We start from the raw sequence: 21,555 nt of genomic DNA on the forward strand, positions 1-21,555 counted from the left end.
TGCGGCTGAAAGGAAGCGTGCAAAGTGTCGCGGATGAAGATGGTCTAAACGTCAGGAAGGGTTTCGGCCGTGTGGAGCGGACCTGGCAGGACGCTTTCCGTTGTCGCCCCCTTCGCTCACAATCGGCCGCACGGGTTACGATGCGGATATCAGCGTGTGCGTCGGCCACTTCGGTCAACCGGGGAGTGAGAGAACGATGTTCGGACTGTTCGGTGGGAAAGACCTCAATGTTGTGGCGGTCCTTTTCGAGCGGGCGGACCTCTATACGGTGACCGGTCAGCGGGCCAAGGGGGGGGCGGCGGACAAGGCCCGGGACGGCGCGAAGGGTCATCCGCGGACGATCTACTGGGCCACCTTTGATCAGAAGGGGGTCCTCAAGGAGGGGGGCGAAGGTCCGGGGGCGCGGAGTGTGGCGGCGGATGCGGTGAAGCGTCTGGAGAAGGAGTTGCGGACGAATCGGACGGTGCAGGATGTCCTGAAGGCGCTGGAGACGAATCAGTCGGACAAGGTGGCGAAGCCGTTGTCGTGGGGTGGCTATCCGCGGAAGGCCCCCCCGCCGAAGGACGACGTGTAATACGTCCTCGCCGGCAAAGCGCCGATAGCTCAAACCCAACGTGCGACGACAGCCTGGGGTCAAGGGGGCCACGCCCCCTTGCCGCCGGAGGCATTTTCTTAGCGGAACCGTTGTGCACAACGGACGTCCCCTTTGTGGGACCGGCGTTGAGGACTCACCGCTTGCTCTGGAATCCCCGCGGGTTGGTGAGGGGGCATACGGCACGGTGTCCGCGCCTGAACACGCACTCCTTCAGATATCTCTCGACGGCCAGGCCTCCGGCGGGCAAGAGGGCCAGAAAAACAACACAGGCCCCCCTTGCATCCCCCACCAGGGGTACCCCCTGGACCCCGGTGATTAGCTTTGCTCCTGATCGAACAGGTCCCGACGGCGCTGCTGCGTTCTCAGAATACTCTGCTCACGACGCCACCTCTCAATCTCCTGATGGTTGCCACCCAGCAACACCTCCGGCACCGCCATCCCCCGGAACTCACGCGGCTTCGTGAACTGCGGATACTCCAGAAGCTGCTTGTCCGAAAATGAGTCGTACTTGCTGCTCGTCTCGTCCCCCAACACCCCCGGAACCAGACGGATCACAGAATCGATCAGCAGCATCGCCGGCACCTCACCCCCATTGCAGATGAAGTCCCCCACCGAAATCTCCAGCGGCCTGAGCCCCTGCACGATCCGGTCATCAAACCCCTCATACCGACCACACAGCAATAGCAGCCGCTGGTGCGCCGACAACTCCTTCACGAGCGTCTGATCCAGTCGTCGCCCCTGCGGCGTCAACATCACCAGCTGCCCCGGCGCCGGTCCCTCGGCCTGCACGGCCTCGACGCAGGCATAGACGGGCTCGCAGCGGATCAGCATCCCCGGCCCCCCGCCATACGGAGGGAAGTCGACCGACTTGTGCTTGCTCTCGGACCATTCGCGGAAGTTCCACAGCCGGATGTCGACCAGCCCGGCATCGATCGCCTTCTTGAGCAGGCTCTGCTGCAGGTAACCGTCGAAGAGACCGGGAAAGAGAGTGAGGACGTCGAACCGCATGGAGACTCGTGGGACAGAGAGCTTTCAGCCACTTTAACGGATTGCCCCCGGCCGGCGTACGAATGCGGCAGGAATTGCCGGGTGAGGCCACAGATTCCGCAAAGACGGCAGACTTCCCAGCACTCCGCCCGCCGCGATTGCCGATGACACCAGTGGAGCATTGCGACCGGGGGACGGCGTGGACCGACATCGCCTTCCGGTCCCTGGTCTCTCGTCCCTGGTCCCCAGTCCCCTCGCATGGCCGCCTTTCACCAGCATGTCACCGGCAGCACGTTGCTGGGCATTGCCTACGGGGCGGCGGCCTGGCATCAGCTCGGCTTCACGCCGGTCCAGGGGGCCCTGGCGGCCGCGTTCACCGGGGTCTCCGGGATGCTCCCGGACATCGACTCCGACTCCGGCCGACCGGTCCGCGAGGTCTTCGGGCTCCTGGCGGCGATCGCGCCGCTCCTGCTCGTCGGACGGGTGCTGCACTGGCTGCGGCTCCCGCCGGACCGCGAGACGGTCATGCTGACGCTCATGCTCCTGTACCTGCTCATTCGGTACGGGCTGTCGGCAATGGTGAAGGCGGTGAGCGTTCACCGCGGCATGTTCCACAGCATCCCGGCGATGCTCATCACGGGCGAACTGGCCTTCCTGGCCTACCCCAGCGAAGACCGCCGCGCGAAGCTGCTCATGGCGGTCGGAACGATGGCCGGATTTCTGTGCCACCTCCTGATGGACGAGATCTGGAGCGTCGAGGTCAAGGGGCTCAAGGTCGGCCTCAAGTCGTCATCGGGAACGGCGATCAAGATGACCGGGACCGACTTCGGGGCGAACGTCGTCACCTACGCGATGCTCGCGACCTCCTCCTTCATGCTGCTCGACTCGATGGGGCTCGTGAACTACACGGGCGTCGAGCCGACGACGATTCAGGCGCAGCGGATTCCCGACGAGGTCCCGACTCCGCCGCTTTGAGATGATCTGTGGCAGAAAAGACAATCAGCCACAGATCAACACAGATGCACACAGATCAGAAGCGGACTATCGGCCGCTCATGATCTTTCGCACCGCGCGAGCCAGCCGCTGCATCCCCTCGCGGATGCCGTCGACGCCCTGCACGCCGAAGCTGAGACGCATCTGATTCCGCGGGACGCTCTCCCGCGGACCGGCGTAGGAGAGCTCGCCGGGAACGTACATGACCCCTTCGGCCACCGCGGTCCGGAACAGCTCGGAGCTGAAGCCGGTGTGGATGTGGGCCGGGAGCGACATCCACACGTAGAGTCCGCCGTGCGGGCGGACCCAGCTCACTCCTTCGAGGTCCGAGAAGAACTCGGAGGCAGCGGCCAGCATGGCGTCCCGCTTGGCGCGGTAGGCGGCACAGACCTGGTCGACGTGGGAGCGGTACTCGCCGGACTCCAGGACCATCGCCAGCAGGTGCTGGTTGAAGTTCGGCGAGCCGAAGTCCTCGTTCCCCTTCCGGTCGCAGACCGGCTTCACGAGATCCGCCGGCAGGACGGCGAATCCGATCCGGACCCCCGGGGAAAAACTCTTCGAAAAGGTCTGGGTGTAGAGGACGCTGGAGCGGGTCGCGTCGTAACCCCAGATGCTCGGATGAGCCGGGCCGTCGTATCGCAGCTCGCGGTAGGCGGCGTCTTCGAGAACACAGATGCGGTGCGACTTCGAATACTTCCGCGCGAGCTCGACGATCCGCTTCCGCCGTTCGTCCGCGAGACAGATGCCGCTCGGGTTCTCGTAGTAGCTGACCGAGTAGATCAGCTTCACGCGCGAGAGCTGGCCCGCCTGCTCCAGGATCTGAAGGGCGGATTCGAGCTTGTCGGTGTCCATCCCGTGTTCATCGGCCGGGATGACGATCGGCTCGGCTCCGACGCCGTTCAGGTTGCCGCAGAAGACGAAGTACGTCGGCCCCGAGACGAGGCAGATGTCGCCCGGGTCGAGGAGGACTTCGCAGGCGATCGAGAGGAGCTGCTGCGAGCCGGTCGTCAGAACAATCTGCTCGGGCGTGATCCCGAGGTCGGCCGGGGATCGGCCTTCGAGTTCGGCAAACAGGTTGAGAATCTGCCGCCGCAGCCGGACGGCCCCCGCCGTCGTGCCGTACTGCAGGGCGTTGCGGGCGGCGAGGTCATCCGCGAGCAGACGCTCGCAGGCGTGCCGCGTTTCGGCGACCGGGAGTGAGTCGGCGTCGACAAGCCCCGCCGCCAGCGAGATCACCTGCGGGTTCTCGACCGCCTGCTGCATGAGGAAGCTGATCGCCTGTTCCTTGGCGTAGTGCCAGCGTTGACTCAGTTGCAGCGGAGGAACGGGAGCCGTCATGGGATCGAATCGTTCGGAGGAAAGTGGACAATGGTCACGCGGGGACACGCCGTGTCCCCGGCGGGTTCAGGGCATCTTCTTGGCAGCAGGGGCGGCGGGCGGGTCGACGGCCGGGAGGCGGAAGTCTTCGGAGAACGCGTGCTGCTCCGCCATAACCTTTTCAAGTCGCGCCAGGACGTCCGGATGGGAGGCCGCGACGTCTTTCGATTCCGTGGGGTCGGTACCGAGGTTGTAGAGCTCGGTCGAAATGGCCCCGTTCTTCACCTGCCGAAGGTTCTGCCGCACAGCCTTCCAATCGCCGATCCGCACCGACTGCTGGCCGCCGTAGCTGCGGAACTCGCGGTACAGAAATGGACGTGGCTCCTGGCCTTCTCCGAGGAGCGTGGGGGCGAAGCTGATGCCGTCGAGACCGGCCGGCGTCAGCTCCGGCTTGCCGACGAGCGCCAGGATCGTCGGCAACCAGTCCTCAAAGCCGGTCACCCGGCGGGAGGTGTTGCCGGGGGCGATCTTTCCTTTCCATCGAACGAGGAGCGGCGCGACGATTCCCCCTTCGTAGAGCGAGCCTTTGCGGCCGCGGAGGTTTCTGCACGACTCGAAGAAGTCGGTGTCGGTCCCGCCGAGCCGGTCGTAGAGCGGGCCGTTGTCCGAGGTGAAGACGAAGATCGTGTTGTCGTCGAGCCCCAGTTGCTCGACCGCCTGCATCAGATCGCCGACGTGCTTGTCCATCCGGGTCACCATCGCGGCGTAGCAGGCCCGCGGAGTCGCATGGGGGAGATAGCTGCGATCGCCGAGGTAGGGCTCTTCCTCGAACGCGCCGCGGTATTCGGCGAGGGCGTCGTCCGGGACCTGGAGGGCCAGATGCGGGATCGTGGTCGGGACGAACAGGAAGAACGGGCGGTCCTTGTTGTCATGGACGAACTTCACCGCCTGGGCGGCGATGAGGTCGGCGGAGAAGTCCGGACCGGAGTAGCCGGCGTAGCTCTCCGGCTTCGTCGGATCGACGCCAGCAGGGAGCTTCTGATGGGCGGAGAAGGGCGGGTTCCGGAGTTCGACTTTCTCATCGTTGCTCCAGAGGTACGTCGGGTAGAAATTGTGCGCGACCGCCTGGTCGTTGTAGCCGTAGAAGGTGTCGATCCCCTGCCGCAGCGGCGCGCCGGTCGATGTCGGGCCGCCGAGCCCCCATTTGCCAAACGCCCCCGTGACATAGCCCGCCTTCTTCATCAGCTCGGCGAGCGTGACGGTCTCATCGAGGATCGGGAACTGCCCTTCGGGGATTCCCTTCGCTTCGTTCTTCATCCCGACGTTGTCGCGGACGACCGCGTGGCCGGGGTGCATCCCCGTCATCAGCACACATCGCGACGGGGCGCAGACCGCGTTCCCGCTGTAGTGCGCGGCGAACTTCATTCCCTCGACGCCGATCCGGTCGATGTTCGGAGTCCGGATCTTCTTCTGACCGTAGGCGCCCAGATCGCCGAAGCCGAGGTCGTCGGCCAGGATGAAGACGACGTTCGGCGGTCGGTCGGCCGCTCCGGCGACACTGGCGATCAGCAGGATCGCGGCGAGCGTCAGAATGACCTTTGAGCCGTTCCTCCCCATTCCGGTCTCTCCTTCTCGATGGGGCGTTTCCTTCCGCTGCGGCGCGGGCGACGGGGTCATCACTGGATGAACATGGCGTCGCCGTAGCTGAAGAACCGGTAGCGGTTCTCCACCGCCTCGCGATACGCCTGCATCGTCAGATCGTAGCCCGCCCGTGCGCAAACCAGAACGATGAGGGTCGACTTCGGGAGGTGGAAGTTCGTCAGCATCGCGTCGACGACCCGGAACCGGTACGGCGGCCGGATGAAGAGCCGCGTGTCGCCGCTCCAGGGGGCGAGCTCGCCGGCATCGACGTTCTGGGCGGCAGCCGCAGACTCCAGCGTCCGGACGCTCGTCGTCCCGACCGCGACAACTCGGCCTTCCGCGGCTCGGGTCCGCTGGATGAGGGCAGACGTCTCCTCGGGAAGCCCGCACCACTCGGAGTGCATGGCGTGATCGGCAAGCTGCTCGGCACTGACCGGACGGAACGTCCCCAGGCCGACATGGAGCGTGACGTAACCGATCTCAATCCCCTTCGCGCGGATCGCGGCCAGAACGTCGTCGGTGAAGTGGAGTCCGGCGGTCGGGGCGGCCACCGAGCCGGGATGCCGTGCGAAGCGGGTCTGGTATCGCTCCCGGTCCTCGGCCCGCTCTTCAGCCCGCTCGATGTACGGCGGAAGCGGCACCGCGCCGTAGCGGTCGAGGAGAGACAGAAACGAGTCTGTCGAATGCGGTTCGGCGAGCCACTCACCGCCATCGCGCCGCTCGGCGAGGGTCACCCGCAGCGGTGTGGCGACGGCCGGATCCGACGAGACGAGATCGAGCGTCTCTCCCTCTTGAAGCCTCCCGCGGGTCTGTCCGATGAGAATCCATCGGCCTGGCGAGTCTTCGCGTAGGAACAGCCCGTCCCACTTCCCCCCCGTCGCCGTGCGGAAGCCGTGCAGCTTGGCCGGGAGGACCCGCGTGTCGTTGAGGATCAGGCAGTCGCCGGGACGGAACTGGTCGACGAGCGCCGGGAAGGTCTCGTGCCGGATCGCTCCCGCGGCGCGGTCCACGAGCATCAGCCGTGAGGCGTCGCGTCGCTCCGCCGGCTCGTGCGCGATGAGTTCCGGCGGGAGGGCGTAGTCGTAGGCCGAGAGGCGGTCGAGGTCCGTCATGCTCAAACCGCGGCGGCGGCCGGGGTGAGGTACTTGTCGACTTCGTTCGACACGATGACCCCGTAGTTCACCGCTCCGAGCCAGCCGGACATGATGATCCCGACCGAGCCGGCGTGATACAGTCCGCGGATCTGCTCCGGCAGCGACTGCGAAACCTTGAGCCCTTCGAACTTCGTCCCGAACGAAGCCCCGGCGAGATGCCGCGTGTAGAACTCGAAGGTCCGCGGCGTCGAGGCCTCGACCCAGTCGACCTTCTGCCGGACATCCGGGATGTACTTCTCCAGGCAGGCGAGGGTCGTCTCGCAGAGGTCCTTCTTGTCCGCCTCGTACTGTTCTTCGGGGAGGTTGGCCCAGTCGCTGTAGTTGGCGTTCGTCGAGGAGACGATCAGCCAGCGGTCGGAGCCGGGGCGGGTCTCGGGATAGTAGAACGAGAACGTCCGGCTGCTGACGTCCTTGCTGAGCATCGCCTGGATGTCGAAGCCGTTCCGCTCGGAGTGGAACAGCAGGTCCCCCTGGTAGTCGAAACCCATGCCGGGCTTGAGACCGATGTAGACCTGGCAGCTCGAGTTGTTGAGCCGGACCGCCTTGGCTTCCTCGACGTAGTCCTTGTCGAAGTGGTCGGCGCCGACGAGGTTCAGGATGGTCGACTTGACGTTGGCGTTGGACATCACGGCGCCGCAGGTGACGCGGCGGCCGTTCACCCAGATGGCCGAGACCCGGCGGTCGGGCGTGACTTCGATCCGTTCCACGGAAGCCCGGATCCGGAGGTCGACGCCGTTCTTCTCCATCTCGGCCCGCATGAGTTCGACAAGCCGGTCCGTTCCTCCCTGGAACGTGAAGACCCCCTTGCTCATGAAGTTGGAGAAGACGATCCCGTAGGTGATGGCGGGATCTTCGAGGGTCGAGCCGTTGGCATACGTGATCGGCTCCATCAGGAGGCGGACGACGTCGGACCGGCCGGGGAAGAAGCGTTCGAAGAGTTCGCGGGTCGTGGTGTGCTGGTCGTCGAAGAAGTTCATCTTCCGCGCGGTGTCGAAGAAGTCCGCGACAGTGGCCGGGGCGATGCCGAACTTCTCGATGAGGATCCGCGTGAAGTCGTCGCGGTCGAAGGTGGTCGTCAGCGAGAATTGGGGGTTCTCGAAGCGGACCCCTTTGAGCTGGACGATGGAGTCGGCGATCTCTTTGGTCCAATACTTCCGGCACGACTTGATCATGCCGACGGGGAAGCCGTGGAGGGAGATGTCGAAGATGTGACCGCCGCGGCGCTTGAACCAGGTGGCCATGCCGCCGAGCTGGTAGTGGTGCTCCAGCAGCAACACCGACCGGCCGGCGCGGGCGAGGATGTTTGCGCTGGTCATCCCGGCGAGTCCGCTGCCGATCACGACGACGTCGTAGTGATCCCGGACGCCGTGGAGAAAGTCCTTCGCCATTCCTGATTGATCCTGTCGGCCCCGTGGGGCGACCTGTTGATACTGCGGGGTCGAAAACTCCCAAGTTTACGTGGAAGCCCCGTATTTACCAGCCCGGGGAAGGTAGCGGAGAGGCTTAAGGCGGAAGGCTGAAGGTAGAGAAGAGGCCCGCCCGGCGGTCGGTTTGGCGAGGGTTGCCAGGCCTAGAAGCGGAACGGTTCCCCGAACACCTCGTGCTCGGCTCGCATTCCGACGTTCGTCAGCAGCCCCAGAGCGAGCGCCGTCGTCACGAGGCTTGATCCCCCGTGGCTCAAGAGCGGCAGCGTGATCCCCGTGATCGGCATCAGGCCGACCGTCATCGCCGTGTTGATTGCCGCCTGGGTCGCCAGGAGGGTCACGACTCCCACCGCCAGCAGGCGTCCGAACGGCTCCTGGGTTCGGGCCGCGATCCGCAGGCCGCAGCCGAGGAGGGCCAGATAGAGGCCGATCACCGCACACGCTCCCCACACGCCCCACCGCTCGCCGACGAGGCAGAACACGAAGTCGGTCCGTGATTCCGGCAGCGAGTAGGCCAGCGGATCGGCGACCGGCATTCCGGCCAGGTCGCTTCCCCAGACACCCCCCAGAGCCAGCATCTGTTTCGACTGGTGGAGGTGGTAGGCGTCTCCCTTCGGCGGTGCGCCGCCGTCGGTCTGCGTGAAGACGGCCGTGACGCGCGACCGTTGTTCGGAGCTCATCACCTGCCACAGCATTGGCAGCGACAGGGCGCCGAGGAGGGCGATCGGGACGAGGTGTCGCAGGCGGGCTCCGGCTGCGAAGAGCATGGCGTAGAGCATGGGGAAGAACAGCATGGCCGTCCCCAGGTTGGGTTCTTTGAGGATCAGGACGACCGGGACGAGCGTCATCAGAAACGGGGGGATCAGGCCCCAGAGGGTCCGATAGTTCTCCCGCATCATGAGGTAGGCGCTGAGGGAGAGGATGTAGGCCAGCTTCATCAGTTCGGACGGCTGCATCTGGAAGCCGCCGAGTGAGATCCAGCGGCGGGAGCCGTTGCGGGCGGGGAAGGCGTAGACAACAAGTAGGAGGACGATCGCGATGGCGAAGAGGCTCCAGGCGATGGAGCGGAGTCGGCGGTAGTGCCAGACGAGGGAGGTGGTCCAGGTGAGGACGGCGAGTGTCAGCCAGACCATTTGGCGGGACCAGTAGTCGCCGCTGCCGACGAGCTCATCGCCGCGGGCGATTCCGCCGAGTCCGAGGGCGATGAGCAGGCCGGCGCAGAGCGGGACCTCGAGGGGCCAGCGTCGGGTGGTCAGCGCGTCGTCCATTTTCGGAATCCTTTCCGTAGCGAGTGCGGTTGGGATTCTGAGGAAACCAGGAAATCTGGAAAACCCCAATCACACCGGGTCCAGGGGCACCCTGGTCAGGGGGTGCAGGGGGCAGAATGCCTCTTGCCCGCCGGAGGCCTGGCCGTCGAGAGATGTCTGAAGGAGTGCGTGTCCAAGCGCGGACGGCGTGCCGTATGCCCCCTTACCAACCCGTGGGGATTGGGAGCGAGCGGTGAGTTCTCAGCGCCGGTGCCACCAAGGGGACATCCGTTGTTTACCACGGTTCCTCATGGAAGCGCCTCCGGCGGCAAGGGGTTCCCCCTTGACCCCGGCTGCCGTGGAACGTTGGGTTTAAGCTATGAGCGTCGTGCCGGCAAGGACGTCAATCACTGAGAGGCGGGTGCCGGATTCGTCGTGTTGTTCTGCGGAATGTTCTGCACCCGATAGCCCGCACCCAGCTGCGAAATGTCCCGATGGAACTTGATCGACGGCGGCAACTTCGACGCATCGATCATCGCCTCCAGCCGCGACACCGGCCCCCCCTGATCAAAATAACCCAGCGCCTGCACCCGATAAACGTCCCCCCGGGCCGTGATGTATGGATCAAGCAGCCGCATCTGCGAAATCGCCGTCATCGTGCCGTCCGGACTGTCCGTCACGATCCCGTTGATGAGCAACCACCCCGTCGTCGCCCGGATCGCCACCTGATCCTCCGACACACCGCCGTCCGAACCGATCACCTGCGAACTGACGATCGCGTCGGCAATCTCCGGCGTCATATCGGGAATCCCATACAGCACCTCCCGCCGCGCCTGATTCACGTTGATCCGGCCATCGACCGTCTCCGCCGTCGACGTCGCCAGCGCCTCAAACAGCGGCGGCAGAGTCGTCGCTAGACTCGCGGGATCGAACGGCCACGGGCTCGTCAGCGTCACGCTCGATCCCTCGATCGTCGCCTCGACCTCCGCCCCCACCAGCTCGTAGAGCGACGCAAACCGGTACGAGCCGCCTCCCGAGAGATCGAGCCCCCCGCGCGTCACCGTCCCCTCGCCACCGCGGATGACCTGCTTGGCCACCCCCTCAACGACTTCCTTGATCGCGTTGTCCGCCTGGTCGCTTCCGGTCGAGGCGACCCCGCTCCGGACACTCTCGAGGTCCGGGACATTCGTCGCCCCGTTCATCCGGAACGCCGTGATGAAGATGGCCGCCTCTTCTCCCAGCTCGTCTTCGAGCTGGTCGTACAACTCGGTCAGGAGCGCCTGGTTGATGTCGATCTTGGCCGACCCGTCGGCCCGCGTGTTCCGCTCGCGGCTGAAACAGGTCAGGAAGGACTGCCAGCCCGGATCGAGCAGGCCGTCCGCATTGTCGTACGGCAGCGAGTCGGCCCCGTCGTTCTCGTTCGGATCGAGGAGGCCGTTGCAGTTGGCGTCCTCGCCATACAGGATCTGCGGCGTCATACCGACGACCAGCAACAGCTCATCGAGCGAATCGAGGGCCGCGTTCTTGCAGAGCCGGGGCGGGCTGAAGGATTCGTAGGCGTCGCTCTCGGCACCGAACTCCCGCTGCTCCTCGTCGGCATCGACGTAGTCGAGAATCGAGTCCGCGATCGCTTCCGTCATCCCCGGAAGGTTCATGAGCATGTCCCGCTGCTGGACCTCATCCAGCTCCAGGTTCACGATCGCGTTGACGTTCAGCTTTCCCGATTCGTCCATCAGGCCGAAGCGGACCGAGGCGGAACTCGGGTCCGTCTCGACGGGAGCGATGATCGCGAACCGGCCGGTCGACCGGGGCGTCCCCCCCTGCATCTGCAGCTTGCCCGCAAAGGCGGTCGGGTTGTGGTACAGGTTCGACGCCGTGGCGTCGTCCGGCACTCCGAGGATCGCGGCCGCGTACTCGATCCCCGACTGAGCAAAGGCGCGGGCCTGGGCTTCCCGGCCCGACATGACCGTCGCTTCCCGCTCCGTGATCATGGTCTCCGTGAAGGTCGCGATCCCGAGCGTGAGGAGAACGACCACCACGAGCACAACGACGAGCGCGCTGCCGCGCCGGGATTCCGGATTCGATGTCGACCGCTGCATCGGACGAAGCCTCAACCTGCCGCCGGGACCGATTCCCGACCCATTGAGCGTAACCGCTCGGCGGGCCACGACCAAGGAGCAGATTCCAAGGGGAGCAATGACTTCAGCCGGTCTTCACTCGCTGAGACGCGAACTCCGACGGAGTTCAGTTCCGGCCGAGGAGTTCATCCATCGCGGCCTGGTCCTGAGGACCCTGCTCCGCCTGAGCCTTCTTCCAGGCTCGGTAAAAGCCGAACGAGAAGGCGGCCGTCAGCGAGAACGGCATCGAGAGCATGAAGAGGATGCTGTACATGTAGGCCTTGGGACGGAGGTTCTCCTCCTCCGTGGCCTGCTTGGATTCGTTGGCCAGCTTGCACAGCGGGCAGGCCGAGGCCTGCGGGACGGTCGGGGCGAAGCCGAACAGACCGGCGGTCGCGACAGCAGCGAAGATCCAGCGGCGCATCGGAACCCCTTCCTTCGTTTACCCGAGCCGCGGGTCGCCCCACGGTCCCAGATACAGCATCCAGTAGATGATAACCCCGGTCACAGAGACGTACAGCCAGATCGGAAACGTCACCTTGGCGATCCGGCGGTGGGCGATCCACTGCTCCCGGAAGCCCCGATACAGGGTGATCGACGCCAGGATCGGGACGACCGCGGCCAGAATGATATGACTGAACAGGATCGTCCGATAGACGATCAGCGGCGTTCCCGTTCCCGCGAACCGCTTCGACGACGAGCCCGTATAGTGCTGCAGGGCAAAGTGATAGGTCAGATAGGTCACCAGGAAGGCGATCGAAACCAGGAACGCCGTCACCATCAGCCGCTTGTGCAGCGGGACGTTCCGCCCCTTGATCGCGATCAGGCCACCCAGGAGCAGGAGCGTCGAGAGGCCGTTCAGGCCGGCGTTCGTCGTCGGCAGGCGTTCGACCCAGGCCGGGACAGTGCCACCGGCCAGCGGCGGGGCGGTGGTCGGCGTTCCCGCGCCCGGAAGGGCGGTTCCCTTCACCGCCGGTTTGTTCTCTTCCGGGGTCTCACGGCGGCCCTGGAGCACGAGCTTGAGGTCCTTGAACTCCTCGTCGACCCGGCCGTCGTACCATCCGAGGACCTTTCCCTCCTTGTCGACGTGGATCAGGTGCATGTCGTGGGCGAATTCCATTCCCGGCGGGGCGTCCTTCTGCCGCCAGAACGGGACCTTGAAGCCCTCGCGGATCAGCCGGGAGATCTCGTCCTTCGTGCCGGTCAGGAACAGCCATTCGTTGTCCGGCGAGTAGATCTGGGCGAAGCCCTTCATGTTCTGCGGCGTGTCGTGCTCGGCATCGACCGTGATCGTCACGAAGCGGGCGTCGTAGGGGTACTTCGTCTTCTCGACGTCCAGATCCTTGATCAGCCCGCGGATCCGGGCACACATGGCAGGACACTGCTCAACGCAGCGGGTGAAGATGAAGCTGACGACCCACGGGCGGCCCAGGAGATCCTGGCGGGTGACCGTCTTGCCGTTCTGATCGACGAGTGAAAAATCGTCGACGTGGTCCGGGTCCCAGACGCGGCGGTTGCCCGACTCGTCGATCGGGATCGTCGGAATCCGCGGAGCCGGGGCGCCGTCGGCTGTCCCCGGAGGAGCGATCTGCTCGCCCGCCGGCTTGGGCTCGGCCGGTTCCGCTGCGGCGGCTGGTGGTGTTTCCTGAGCGGCGGTCTCACGATCGCCAGCCGGGCCGAGCCCCAGGCTCAGGACGACCAGCCACACGAGCAGGGAGCCGGACAGAAAGGGACAAAAACGCTTCACTCGGGGCATCTCATGGGGACTTCGTCGACGTTCACCCGCCGACGAAGCGGCCGGCAGGGAGCTTCCACTATAGGCCTGTCGTTGCCGCGGAAGCACCCAAGCTCGGAACCAGGAGTGCGTCGAGCGGCGTTTTCTCAGTCGCGGCAATCGCCCCGAAGCCCCTCGACGAAGTGGTCACGCGTTCAGAGGCGAGTTGTTCCCAACGCCGTTTTGCGCGGTCTCCGCGAGTTTCCCACATCCCCTCGCCTGCGACCGCGAAGGGCAGCCGGTTCAGTCTGGGCAACCTGGGAATGAGGCCGTCGGCGTCGGATCGAAAGGAGGCTGAGCGGCCCGCCAAATCCTGCCGATCCGCATCGTCCGGAGTCACACTTCTCTAGGAAAAGTGCAGCGTTTTTGACTAGGTTTCGCCCGCCTCCGAGGACGATGGTTCTCTCAGATTCGGATCATCGGCCGGGAGCCGAAAGGAATGTCGGCTTCCCGTCGGATCGCCAGGGAACGGCTTCTATGCAACGTCGTCAATTCGTTCTGTCGCTCGTCGGTGGACTCGCCTCCGCCACTCTCATGAACGTCGGCTGCCGCGGACGGCAGGTCGCGCACGTGCTCAAGGAAGACGACCAGGACATGGTCGGCAGCCACGCCGCCGGGGCCGAGACCTGGAAGCCGCTCGTCGAGACCGCCATGGCCCAGCTCCTGGCCCGGCAAGTGGACGACATCCGCATGACCTCGGCCGAAGACCCCGCTTCCACCGACTTCGGCAAGAAGCGGATCTGCTTCGTCGGGATCGAGAACAAGAGCTCCGAAGAGGTCGGCGACTTCAAGGAGCAAATTTACGACCACATCGACACGCTCATCAGCCAGTCGGACTCGTTCAAGGCGGTCCACCGCCGGTACATCGAAGCGGGTCTCGAAGGGTGCGGGCTGCGGGTCGACGACCTGTTCAAGCCGGCCAACCAGCGGGCGTTCCGGGAGTCGATGGAGCGGATCAACCATCCGTTCGACTACCTGATGTACGCCAAGATCACGTCGGGAACGACGCAGAACAACAAGAGCAGCCAGAAGGACTACCAGCTCGTCCTGGAAGTCATCGATATCCACACCGGCGACTTCGACAAGGAGAGCGCCACGATCCGCAAGGGCTATCACAAGACGGGCCTCGGCAAGCTCAAGAACTACGGGGCGGGTTGATCCCCTCGCGTCAGTTCACCCGTCTCCTCGTGAGTCGATCGCCAGCCATGAACCGTCTTGCCTCACTGCTGCCCCTCCTCGGCCTCGCGATGAGCCTGGGGGTTTCGGGCTGCGCGAGCCACGGGGAGCGGGTCCACGTTCTGCGGCAGGAGTTCTACTCCGGAGACCTGGCGACGGCGGAGACGCACGTCGATCAGCTCCTCGAGAAGCCGAAGCACGACAAGGACGTCCTCGAACTCGACCGGGCAATGGTGCTGCTGTCTTCGGGCCGACCGAAGGAAGCTGAGCAGATCATGCGGACGGTCCGCAATCACTTCGACGAGTTCGAGCAGAAGGACATCGGCGAGATCTCGCTCTCGCTCCTGACGGACGACAACCGTCGGGCCTACGCCGGCGAGGACTACGAGAAGATCCTGATCCGGGCGTTCCTGGCTCTCTCGAACCTGATGCACGACGGCGGCGATGCCAACGCCTACAGCCTGCAGATCACGCAGAAGCAGGAGCAGATCCGCGAGCGGTTGGAGGAGGAGCGGGACAAGGAGAAAGAAGGGGAGAAGAAAGAGATCCCCGCGATCCCGCAGGTGGCCCTCGGTCCTTACGTCCGCGCGATGCTGGCGGAGGAGCGGCGGCTTGACTACGACGACGTGATCCGGGCCCGGACGCAGGTCTGCGCCTTTGAGCCGGGTTTCCGGTTCGGGCAGGCGGACCTCGAGCGGGCGGAGCACTCCGTAAACGCTCAACCGGGACATGGGGTCGTGTACGTCTTCGGGCTGCTGGGGAAGGGCCCAACCAAGGTTCAGGTGTACGACATCCCGACACAGGCGGCGCTCCTGGTGGCGGACCAGATCGTCAGTGCGACTTCCAAGCAGTCAGTCCCGCCGACGCTGGCGCCGGTCCCGGTGCCGAAGCTCGTCCGGCGGCAGAACCGGATCCAGGCGCTCGACGTCTCGATCGGGGGAAGCTCGGCCGGGCAGTCGGCGATGCTGGTGAACATCGGCGAGTTTGCGGAGAAGCAGTACGAAGCGACGTATCCCAAGGTGCTGGCCTATGCCGTGGCCCGGCGGGTCATCAAGAAGGGGATCGTTTACGCCGCGAAGGAAGGGGTTCAGGCGCAGAACGCCCCGGGGGCCGACATTGCCATGACGCTGGCCGGGATGGCGTGGGAGGCGACCGAGAAGGCCGACACCCGCTGCTGGGGGCTGCTGCCGGACCAGATCCATGTCTTCCGCGTGGAACTGCCGGTGGGCAAGCACACGCTGCGGTTGCAGCCCGCGGACCGGGTGGGCCGATTCGGGCTGGTGGAGTCGGTCGAGGTCGAGGTTCGCGAGGCGCGGAACACGTACGTGCTGGCGAACTTCCCGGACGACCGGGCGATCGGGAAGACGCTGGCGAGTGGTCAGGCTGCGGCATCGGAAGGGGATTCCGGGGCCGCCCGTCTCACGTTGCAGTAGTCGCCGCCGACCTCGCCGGGTCCAGGGGCACCCTGGTGGGGGATGCAAGGGGGCCTGTGAGGGAGGCGGAAGGGGTTCAGGCGGAAGGTAGAGCGGCGCAACGCAGAATCATTTGTCCCTAATCGGGTCCAGGGGCACCCTGGTGGGGAGTGCAGAGGGGCAAGGCCCCTTTGCCCGCCGGAGGCCTTGGCCGTCGGGAGATGTCTGAAGGAGCACGTGTCCAAACGCGGAGAGCGTACCGGATGCCCCCTCACCAACCCGCGGGGCTTACAAAGCGAGCGGCGGAGTCCTCAACGCCGGTACCACAAGGCGGACGTCCGTTGTGCACCACGGTTCCTCATGGAAGCGCCTCCGGCGGCAAGGGGGCGCTGTGCCGCTTCTTTGGCCCTTGACCCCGGTGGCCGTGGCACATGGGGTTTGAGCTGACAGCGTCGTGCCGGCGGGAACGATGCTCGCGCTACTGCCGGACCTTGATGTCGAGCTCCGACTTCAACGCTCCCCCATTCACCTCAATCACGTAAAGCGGCGTCGCCTCGTTGTCTCCCGCGACCACCGTCGACTGGTCGGCCGACAGGTCCACCGCGTCGAACTTCGTCAGGTCGAACAGCGCCTTCTTCTCCTCGCCCGTCGTGACGTCAAACGCGCTGACGCAGTTCGCGTATGTCTGCAGGACCCGCTTGGAATCGAGGAAGTACAGCCCGCTCCGCGCCTGGCTCGGCGACTGGATCGACCCGGTCAACTTTCCGTTCGCCATGTCGTGCGTCGTCATCATCCCCTTCGCGTCGAGAAGGAGCAGCGCCTGCCCGTCCAGCCGGATCGCCCCGGCGACCAGCCTGTTCTTCCCCGCCAGCTTGAGATCCGACAGCTTTCCGTTCTGCCACACACGGGCTCCGGCAGTCGAGGTGACCACCATAACCGTGGAACCGTCTTCGCTGATCGACACCGACCGGAGGCTCGTGTCCTTTCCGCGAACGTCATCCGGACTGAAGCCTTCCCCGTAAGGAATCTCGATCGTGGTCTTCGCCTGTTCCGTACTCCAGACACGGACCGACCGGCCGCTCGTGGTGGCGAAGAACTGTCCGTTCACGGTCGAGCAGAACTTCAGGATGTTGTCGTCGTGCGTTCCGAGGTCGGTCGCATTGGAAACGCGGCCCTGAGCCAGCGTCGCCTTCACGACATTGTTCTGCCCGACGCAGTAGAGCAGCTCCGGCGAGGCCCCGAAGGTGACGAAGCGGTTGGGGAGCTGCGGGTTGTAGTCCGCCACGGACTTGCTGGCGGTGTTCCAGATCTCCACCCCCTGCGAGGTCCGGCCCGTCGCCGCCCAGGCGCCGTCGGGGCTGATCGAGGTCGCCTCCACATAGGCCCGGCGATAAGGAGGCAGGCCGGAGCCCTGCACGTTGAAGAACACCACCGCCACGCCAAGGACCGCGACGGCGCTGGCGATGCTGGCGATCTTTTTGGGACCGAGTTCCTGCAGGGTGGCCCAGGGAGTTCCAAAGATCCCGGCGGCGAAATCGGACAGCCCCGCCAGGGATGAACGCTTCGAGCCGGAGGAGGGACGGGGGAGCGAAACCGTGTCCAGCATCATCGTCGTGCTGGCGGCGGGGTTGGTCGCCCTGGTCGGCTTGATCTCGCCGACCAGTTCCTGCTCCGTCCGCTTCTCTCCCAGGGCCGCCAGCGCCTCAAAGACCGATTTGCGGACCGAATCGTCCGGATCGTGGACCATCTCGAGGAGCCGCGGCACCGCGGCCGGGCTCTTGATCGCCCCCAGGCAGTTGGCAGCCGCCTGCCGCACCCGGAAGCCGGGATCCGACAGGAGCGTCAGGACCTTCGGAACCGATGTCTTCTCCTGCAGCAACCCGATCGCCTGGAGGGCGTTGATCCGCACCCGCTCGGAGCCGCTGAGCGCCGCCTCGAGCGCCGGGATCGCATGCTTCTGCCCCTGCTCGCCCAGGGCGAGCGCTGCGGCGGCACGGACTTCGTCGGCCCGGTCGCTGCGGAGGGCATTCTCGAGCGCCCGGCGGGCCGAGGCGTCCTGGATCGGGCCCAGGGCCTCGACGGCGCGGCGGCGGATCATCGGGTCGGTCGACTCAAGATAGCCGATCAGCGGCACCAGGGACCGGCGGTCCTTGAGGACCTGTAGCGCCTTGAAGATCCGCTGGATCAGGGCCTTGTCCTCTCCGCTGGCGGTCTCCTCCTCCAGCATCTTGACGAGGGTCGGCACCGCGGAGTTCTGGCCGAGCCGCCCGATCGCCTCGGAGGCGACGACCACCATCTCCCGGCTCGGGTCGACGAGGAACTTCTTCAGCGATCCGACGACCGATTCGTCGCCGCACAGGCCCATCGAGGCCACGATGTTCTTCCGCACATCGAGCGACTTGTCCCGCAGCGAACGGACCAGGAACTTGGCCGATTTGGGATCGGGATTGTCCCGCAGGCCGGCCGACGCGTGGATCCGGACGAGCTCGTCCGGGTTCTGGAGGGCCTCGATCAGGGGACGGATGACTTTCTTGCTGCGGATATACGCCAGCCCCTCGGCGGCAACCCGCTGGATGAGCTTGTTCCCTTCCTTGAGCCCCGCCGAGAGGGCGGGAATCGCCCGGACGCTCTGCAGCCGCCCCAGCGCCTCGAAGGCGACGAAGCGGACTGCCTCCGGCTCCGCGGGCTCCGAGAGCTGCGCCATGTGCGGAACGATCGACTCCCCGAATCCGGCGAAGGCCTGCAGGACCCGCTCGCGATGCTCCGGCGCCGCGACCGCCAGAAGGCACAGGGCGGGGACGACCCGCGTCTCGCCGAAGCTCACGAGGGCCGCGATCGCCACCGGCACGGCGGGCGATTTCTCTTCGTAGAGCGACCGCATCACGAGCGGAATCGCCACGGGGTCGCGCAGCCGTTCGAGCGCCTTGAGGGCTTCGGTCTTGAGGTTGTTCGGCAGGTCCATGTACCGGGCCCGCAGCAGCTCCGCGGCCCGCTCGTCGTTCGAGTTGCCGAGCATCTCGAACAGCGGCTTGGCCCGCTCGCACTCCATCGGGTTCGTGGCGGGGGTGATCGCCTCGATCGCCGTCGAAAGGTTCTTCCACTGCGAGCGCGTGAGCGGTTTCTCCCAGCTCCGCTCCGCGACGACCGGTTTCTGCTCGAGGGCCTGCTCGATCGCCTCGCGGACCGTGTAGAGGGTGATGTCGATGTCGGTTCCCGGGGCGATCATGTCCACTTCGGACGTCGTCGTCGCCATCGGGGCCAGCGTCGTCTCGCCACAGGCGGGACAGATCACGGGCTGCCCCTCGAGCGAGCGGGAGACCGCGAAGTCCGCCGTGCACTTGTCGCAGATCGTCTTGAGCTTGGCCGCCTGGCCGCCGCTCTTGAGCTGGAACGAACGGCCCGAAGACCGGGACGAGACCCCCGATCGCCGGGACCCGCTCGCCGCCGAGGTCCCCGAGGCGCGGGACGATCCAGAGGCCGCGGACGCCGCGACGGAAGCCACGGGAGCCGGTTCGGCGGGGGGCGCCGCCGGCTCCGCCGCGGGAGTTCTTGCCGCCGCGATCTGCTGCCGCGTCGGAGCCGGCAGGACCGCCGTTCCGCCCGAGGTCCCGACCGTCCGGTTCCCAACCGGGGCCGGCGTTCCGGGAAGGACGAAGCCGGCCTCGTCGAATTCGGAGTCGCCTGATGACCGGGAGGCCACGAGAGGCGCCGGGGCGGAGACCGGAGCGCCGCTGGCGGCGGGCGTTTCTTTGCGGGGAAGCTCGAACTCGGAACTGTCGACGGCGTACGCCGGAGCGGTCCGGAACAGTCCGCTGACGGTCGAGGGCTCGGGCGCGGCCGCCGGCTCCGTGCGGAGGACCAGCCCGCACCCGCGGCAGCGGGCCATCGCCGGGAAGATGTCTTCGCCGCACTTGGGACAGGGCCGGGGCTCGTCCGAATGCTCGGGAGTGGCCCCCCCCGCAACGGCGGCCGTCTCATGAGACTCCGGAAGCGAGACGGACGTTCTGGAGGTCAGGATCTCGGACGGGACGATCATCGAATCGCCGGAGTCCACGTCGTCGTCGCCGGCGGACTCGAGTTGTGCCAGTCCGGCCCCGATGAAGGTCGGGAGATCGTCGACCTCGCGATCGAGCGACGATTCATCGAAGTCGTCCTCGATCAGGAAACGTTTCCCGTCGGGATCTTCCAGGGCGTCGAGCTCGGACAGGTCGTCGGCTCCCGGCGCGGGATTGACTCCCGAGACCTGGGCCTCGTCGAAGATCGTCTGCTGCTGCGGCGTCTCCTGCACCGGCTGTCGCGTCGGCCGGTTGATGAGCAGCGGATCGAGGTCCTCCGGCCGCGGAGCGGAGAGCGAATCGCGGGAGCCGCCGACCGGCGTGCCGTCGATCAGGAAGGCCTTCACCCGCGGGGGAAGCCGCAGCTTCCCCCGGGTGGCAGCGATCGCCAGCCCGCTCCCGAGCGTCGATTCGACGAAGTCGAAATACTCGTTCCAGAGCGCATCCCCCAGCGCGTCCCCCGTGGCCACGAGATCGAGCAGCCGGCACCAGGCGTGCGTCCCTTCGGTCAGCGTCTCCAGGACCTCCGGCGCGACCGTTCCGGTCTTGATCTCCCGCTGGAGCTTGACGGCGTTGCATTGCAGGTCCGCCAGCGGAGCGAAGGCGGAGTCGTCCACGTGCTGCAGCGCCAGGATCGGCTCGATCACGCGGCTGACCAGCCCGAGCGTCGAGGAGTGCACGAGCATCCGCTCCATCGAGAGGAGCGAATGGATCGGGTTCGGCGAGCTGATGACCGAGACGAGCCGGTCGAACTCGGACTGGAACTCGGCGAGCGCCGCCAGCGTCTTCGACGACGGGGCAATCCCGGTCGTCTCCAGCCGCGCGAGCTCGTATTCCACTTGCCGCGCCAGCTGGCGCCCCTTCTTGCGGAGCTCCCGAACGGTCTGAAGCAGATTCGGCTTTCCGGTCACGACTGGGGTTCCTCTGCAGAGGAGGCGGGGGGAGCCTGAACCGTCGAGGCGACGGAGGCGGGGGAGGGGGGGGAGGGGGCGGAGGGTGCCTCAATCGAAGCGGTCCCGGCGGAGGGAGCCAGGAACAGCCGGCCGCGGGCCAGCGCCAGCGGGACGTCCCGCCCGAACACGCCGGCCACCTGTTCGCTGAGCGCCTGCCATTCCTGATCCGTCAGTCGATCTCCTTCGGACGCCAGCCGCAGCAGGCCTTCGACGGTCCGCTGCACCGTTTCGCGTTCCTCCTCCGTCGCCGAGGCGATCCGGGCATGAATCGCCTGCAACTGCGAGATGTTGTCCGGGCGGGCCTGCAGCTGGCTCAACCCACCGGCTGGCCGGCTGGCCCCCTGGAGCTCCGAGAGGCGGGCCTCGAAGTGCTCGAAGGTCGGCGCCCCGACCGGAGCCGACCGATTGGGCCACGTGAATTCGCAGAAGGCGACGTACTTCCGTTTGTATTGGGCCAGGCCCTGCACCGTCGCGGGGGGAATCGGCGCCCCTTCATCCAACAGCCCCGGCAGCGACTGGCGGACCAGCTCGCACAGCGTCCGTCCGCGCTCCCGAAAGGCGGTATATCGGGCTGCCAGTTCATCGACCGGGACCGTGGGCATGGAAGATTCCGACCTGGTGAAACGGGGAAACGGCAGGACTTCGAGAACACAACAAGGCTGGCCAGCCCCCAGGGGGACTGACCAGCCTGTTTCAACATCGCTTCAACC

General features: G+C 66.0%; 15 protein-coding genes. 4 read left to right on the forward strand and 11 right to left on the reverse strand.

Annotated features, from left to right (window positions below):
- Window positions 1-196 precede the first annotated feature (196 nt).
- Window positions 197-574: a hypothetical protein gene (locus tag VT03_RS11775; RefSeq protein ID WP_075093160.1), complete on the forward strand. Its 378-nt coding sequence runs from the start codon at window positions 197-199 to the stop codon at window positions 572-574.
- Window positions 575-910: 336 nt separating this feature from the next.
- On the opposite strand, the gene trmD is transcribed toward VT03_RS11775, so the two are convergent.
- Window positions 911-1,603, reverse strand: a complete 693-nt coding sequence (gene trmD, locus VT03_RS11780) for a tRNA (guanosine(37)-N1)-methyltransferase TrmD (protein ID WP_075093161.1) — start codon at window positions 1,601-1,603, stop codon at window positions 911-913.
- A 237-nt stretch (window positions 1,604-1,840) separates the two neighbouring features.
- On the opposite strand from trmD, the gene VT03_RS11785 reads away from it, so the two are divergent.
- A complete protein-coding gene (locus VT03_RS11785) occupies window positions 1,841-2,557 on the forward strand; it encodes a metal-dependent hydrolase (protein ID WP_075093162.1) in 717 nt (238 codons plus the stop codon).
- A gap of 66 nt (window positions 2,558-2,623) precedes the next feature.
- Here the strand turns inward: VT03_RS11785 and VT03_RS11790 are convergent, their stop codons facing one another.
- The 8 genes from VT03_RS11790 to VT03_RS34175 form a co-directional block, all read right to left on the reverse strand.
- Window positions 2,624-3,913: a PLP-dependent aminotransferase family protein gene (locus tag VT03_RS11790; protein ID WP_075093163.1), complete on the reverse strand. Its 1,290-nt coding sequence runs from the start codon at window positions 3,911-3,913 to the stop codon at window positions 2,624-2,626.
- Between the two features lie 66 nt (window positions 3,914-3,979).
- On the reverse strand, window positions 3,980-5,509 hold the full coding sequence (locus tag VT03_RS11795) for an arylsulfatase (protein WP_075093164.1): 1,530 nt from the start codon (window positions 5,507-5,509) through the stop codon (window positions 3,980-3,982).
- Window positions 5,510-5,568: 59 nt separating this feature from the next.
- Complete coding sequence (gene queA / locus VT03_RS11800; RefSeq protein WP_075093165.1) at window positions 5,569-6,645, reverse strand: tRNA preQ1(34) S-adenosylmethionine ribosyltransferase-isomerase QueA; 1,077 nt, start codon at window positions 6,643-6,645, stop codon at window positions 5,569-5,571.
- A gap of 2 nt (window positions 6,646-6,647) precedes the next feature.
- The gene (locus VT03_RS11805) at window positions 6,648-8,075 is read right to left on the reverse strand and encodes a phytoene desaturase family protein (RefSeq protein WP_075093166.1); all 1,428 of its coding nucleotides are present in this window, start codon (window positions 8,073-8,075) and stop codon (window positions 6,648-6,650) included.
- Window positions 8,076-8,257: 182 nt separating this feature from the next.
- On the reverse strand, window positions 8,258-9,379 hold the full coding sequence (locus tag VT03_RS11810; RefSeq protein WP_075093167.1) for an FtsW/RodA/SpoVE family cell cycle protein: 1,122 nt from the start codon (window positions 9,377-9,379) through the stop codon (window positions 8,258-8,260).
- A 386-nt stretch (window positions 9,380-9,765) separates the two neighbouring features.
- Window positions 9,766-11,457, reverse strand: a complete 1,692-nt coding sequence (locus VT03_RS11815) for a general secretion pathway protein GspK (protein ID WP_075093168.1) — start codon at window positions 11,455-11,457, stop codon at window positions 9,766-9,768.
- A 145-nt stretch (window positions 11,458-11,602) separates the two neighbouring features.
- Window positions 11,603-11,899 (reverse strand): hypothetical protein, encoded by a 297-nt coding sequence (locus VT03_RS11820; protein ID WP_075093169.1) that lies wholly within the window; start codon window positions 11,897-11,899, stop codon window positions 11,603-11,605.
- Window positions 11,900-11,917: 18 nt separating this feature from the next.
- The gene (locus tag VT03_RS34175; RefSeq protein WP_197489309.1) at window positions 11,918-13,222 is read right to left on the reverse strand and encodes a DUF420 domain-containing protein; all 1,305 of its coding nucleotides are present in this window, start codon (window positions 13,220-13,222) and stop codon (window positions 11,918-11,920) included.
- Window positions 13,223-13,726: 504 nt separating this feature from the next.
- Here VT03_RS34175 and VT03_RS11835 point away from each other — a divergent pair.
- Window positions 13,727-14,407, forward strand: coding sequence for a penicillin-binding protein activator LpoB (locus VT03_RS11835; protein WP_075093170.1), 681 nt, complete (start codon window positions 13,727-13,729; stop codon window positions 14,405-14,407).
- A 47-nt stretch (window positions 14,408-14,454) separates the two neighbouring features.
- On the forward strand, window positions 14,455-15,858 hold the full coding sequence (locus tag VT03_RS11840) for a COG3014 family protein (protein ID WP_075093171.1): 1,404 nt from the start codon (window positions 14,455-14,457) through the stop codon (window positions 15,856-15,858).
- A 457-nt stretch (window positions 15,859-16,315) separates the two neighbouring features.
- On the opposite strand, the gene VT03_RS11845 is transcribed toward VT03_RS11840, so the two are convergent.
- On the reverse strand, window positions 16,316-20,803 hold the full coding sequence (locus tag VT03_RS11845; RefSeq protein WP_075093172.1) for a HEAT repeat domain-containing protein: 4,488 nt from the start codon (window positions 20,801-20,803) through the stop codon (window positions 16,316-16,318).
- Window positions 20,800-21,447 carry a hypothetical protein gene (locus VT03_RS11850; protein WP_075093173.1) on the reverse strand — a complete coding sequence of 216 codons (648 nt, stop codon included), beginning with the start codon at window positions 21,445-21,447 and terminating at the stop codon, window positions 20,800-20,802. The genes VT03_RS11845 and VT03_RS11850 overlap by 4 nt, the downstream gene beginning before the upstream one ends.
- Window positions 21,448-21,555: the final 108 nt, after the last annotated feature.

Source organism: Planctomyces sp. SH-PL14, from assembly GCF_001610835.1.
Taxonomy (GTDB): Bacteria; Planctomycetota; Planctomycetia; order Planctomycetales; family Planctomycetaceae; genus Planctomyces_A.

Bases quoted from the DNA above. Each gene is read 5' to 3' on its own strand.
- VT03_RS11775 (WP_075093160.1), top strand. From the start codon at position 197: ATGTTCGGACTGTTCGGTGGGAAAGACCTCAATGTTGTGGCGGTCCTT.
- trmD (WP_075093161.1), bottom strand. From the start codon at position 1,603: ATGCGGTTCGACGTCCTCACTCTCTTTCCCGGTCTCTTCGACGGTTAC.
- VT03_RS11785 (WP_075093162.1), top strand. From the start codon at position 1,841: ATGGCCGCCTTTCACCAGCATGTCACCGGCAGCACGTTGCTGGGCATT.
- VT03_RS11790 (WP_075093163.1), bottom strand. From the start codon at position 3,913: ATGACGGCTCCCGTTCCTCCGCTGCAACTGAGTCAACGCTGGCACTAC.
- VT03_RS11795 (WP_075093164.1), bottom strand. From the start codon at position 5,509: ATGGGGAGGAACGGCTCAAAGGTCATTCTGACGCTCGCCGCGATCCTG.
- queA (WP_075093165.1), bottom strand. From the start codon at position 6,645: ATGACGGACCTCGACCGCCTCTCGGCCTACGACTACGCCCTCCCGCCG.
- VT03_RS11805 (WP_075093166.1), bottom strand. From the start codon at position 8,075: ATGGCGAAGGACTTTCTCCACGGCGTCCGGGATCACTACGACGTCGTC.
- VT03_RS11810 (WP_075093167.1), bottom strand. From the start codon at position 9,379: ATGGACGACGCGCTGACCACCCGACGCTGGCCCCTCGAGGTCCCGCTC.
- VT03_RS11815 (WP_075093168.1), bottom strand. From the start codon at position 11,457: ATGCAGCGGTCGACATCGAATCCGGAATCCCGGCGCGGCAGCGCGCTC.
- VT03_RS11820 (WP_075093169.1), bottom strand. From the start codon at position 11,899: ATGCGCCGCTGGATCTTCGCTGCTGTCGCGACCGCCGGTCTGTTCGGC.
- VT03_RS11835 (WP_075093170.1), top strand. From the start codon at position 13,727: ATGCAACGTCGTCAATTCGTTCTGTCGCTCGTCGGTGGACTCGCCTCC.
- VT03_RS11840 (WP_075093171.1), top strand. From the start codon at position 14,455: ATGAACCGTCTTGCCTCACTGCTGCCCCTCCTCGGCCTCGCGATGAGC.
- VT03_RS11850 (WP_075093173.1), bottom strand. From the start codon at position 21,447: ATGCCCACGGTCCCGGTCGATGAACTGGCAGCCCGATATACCGCCTTT.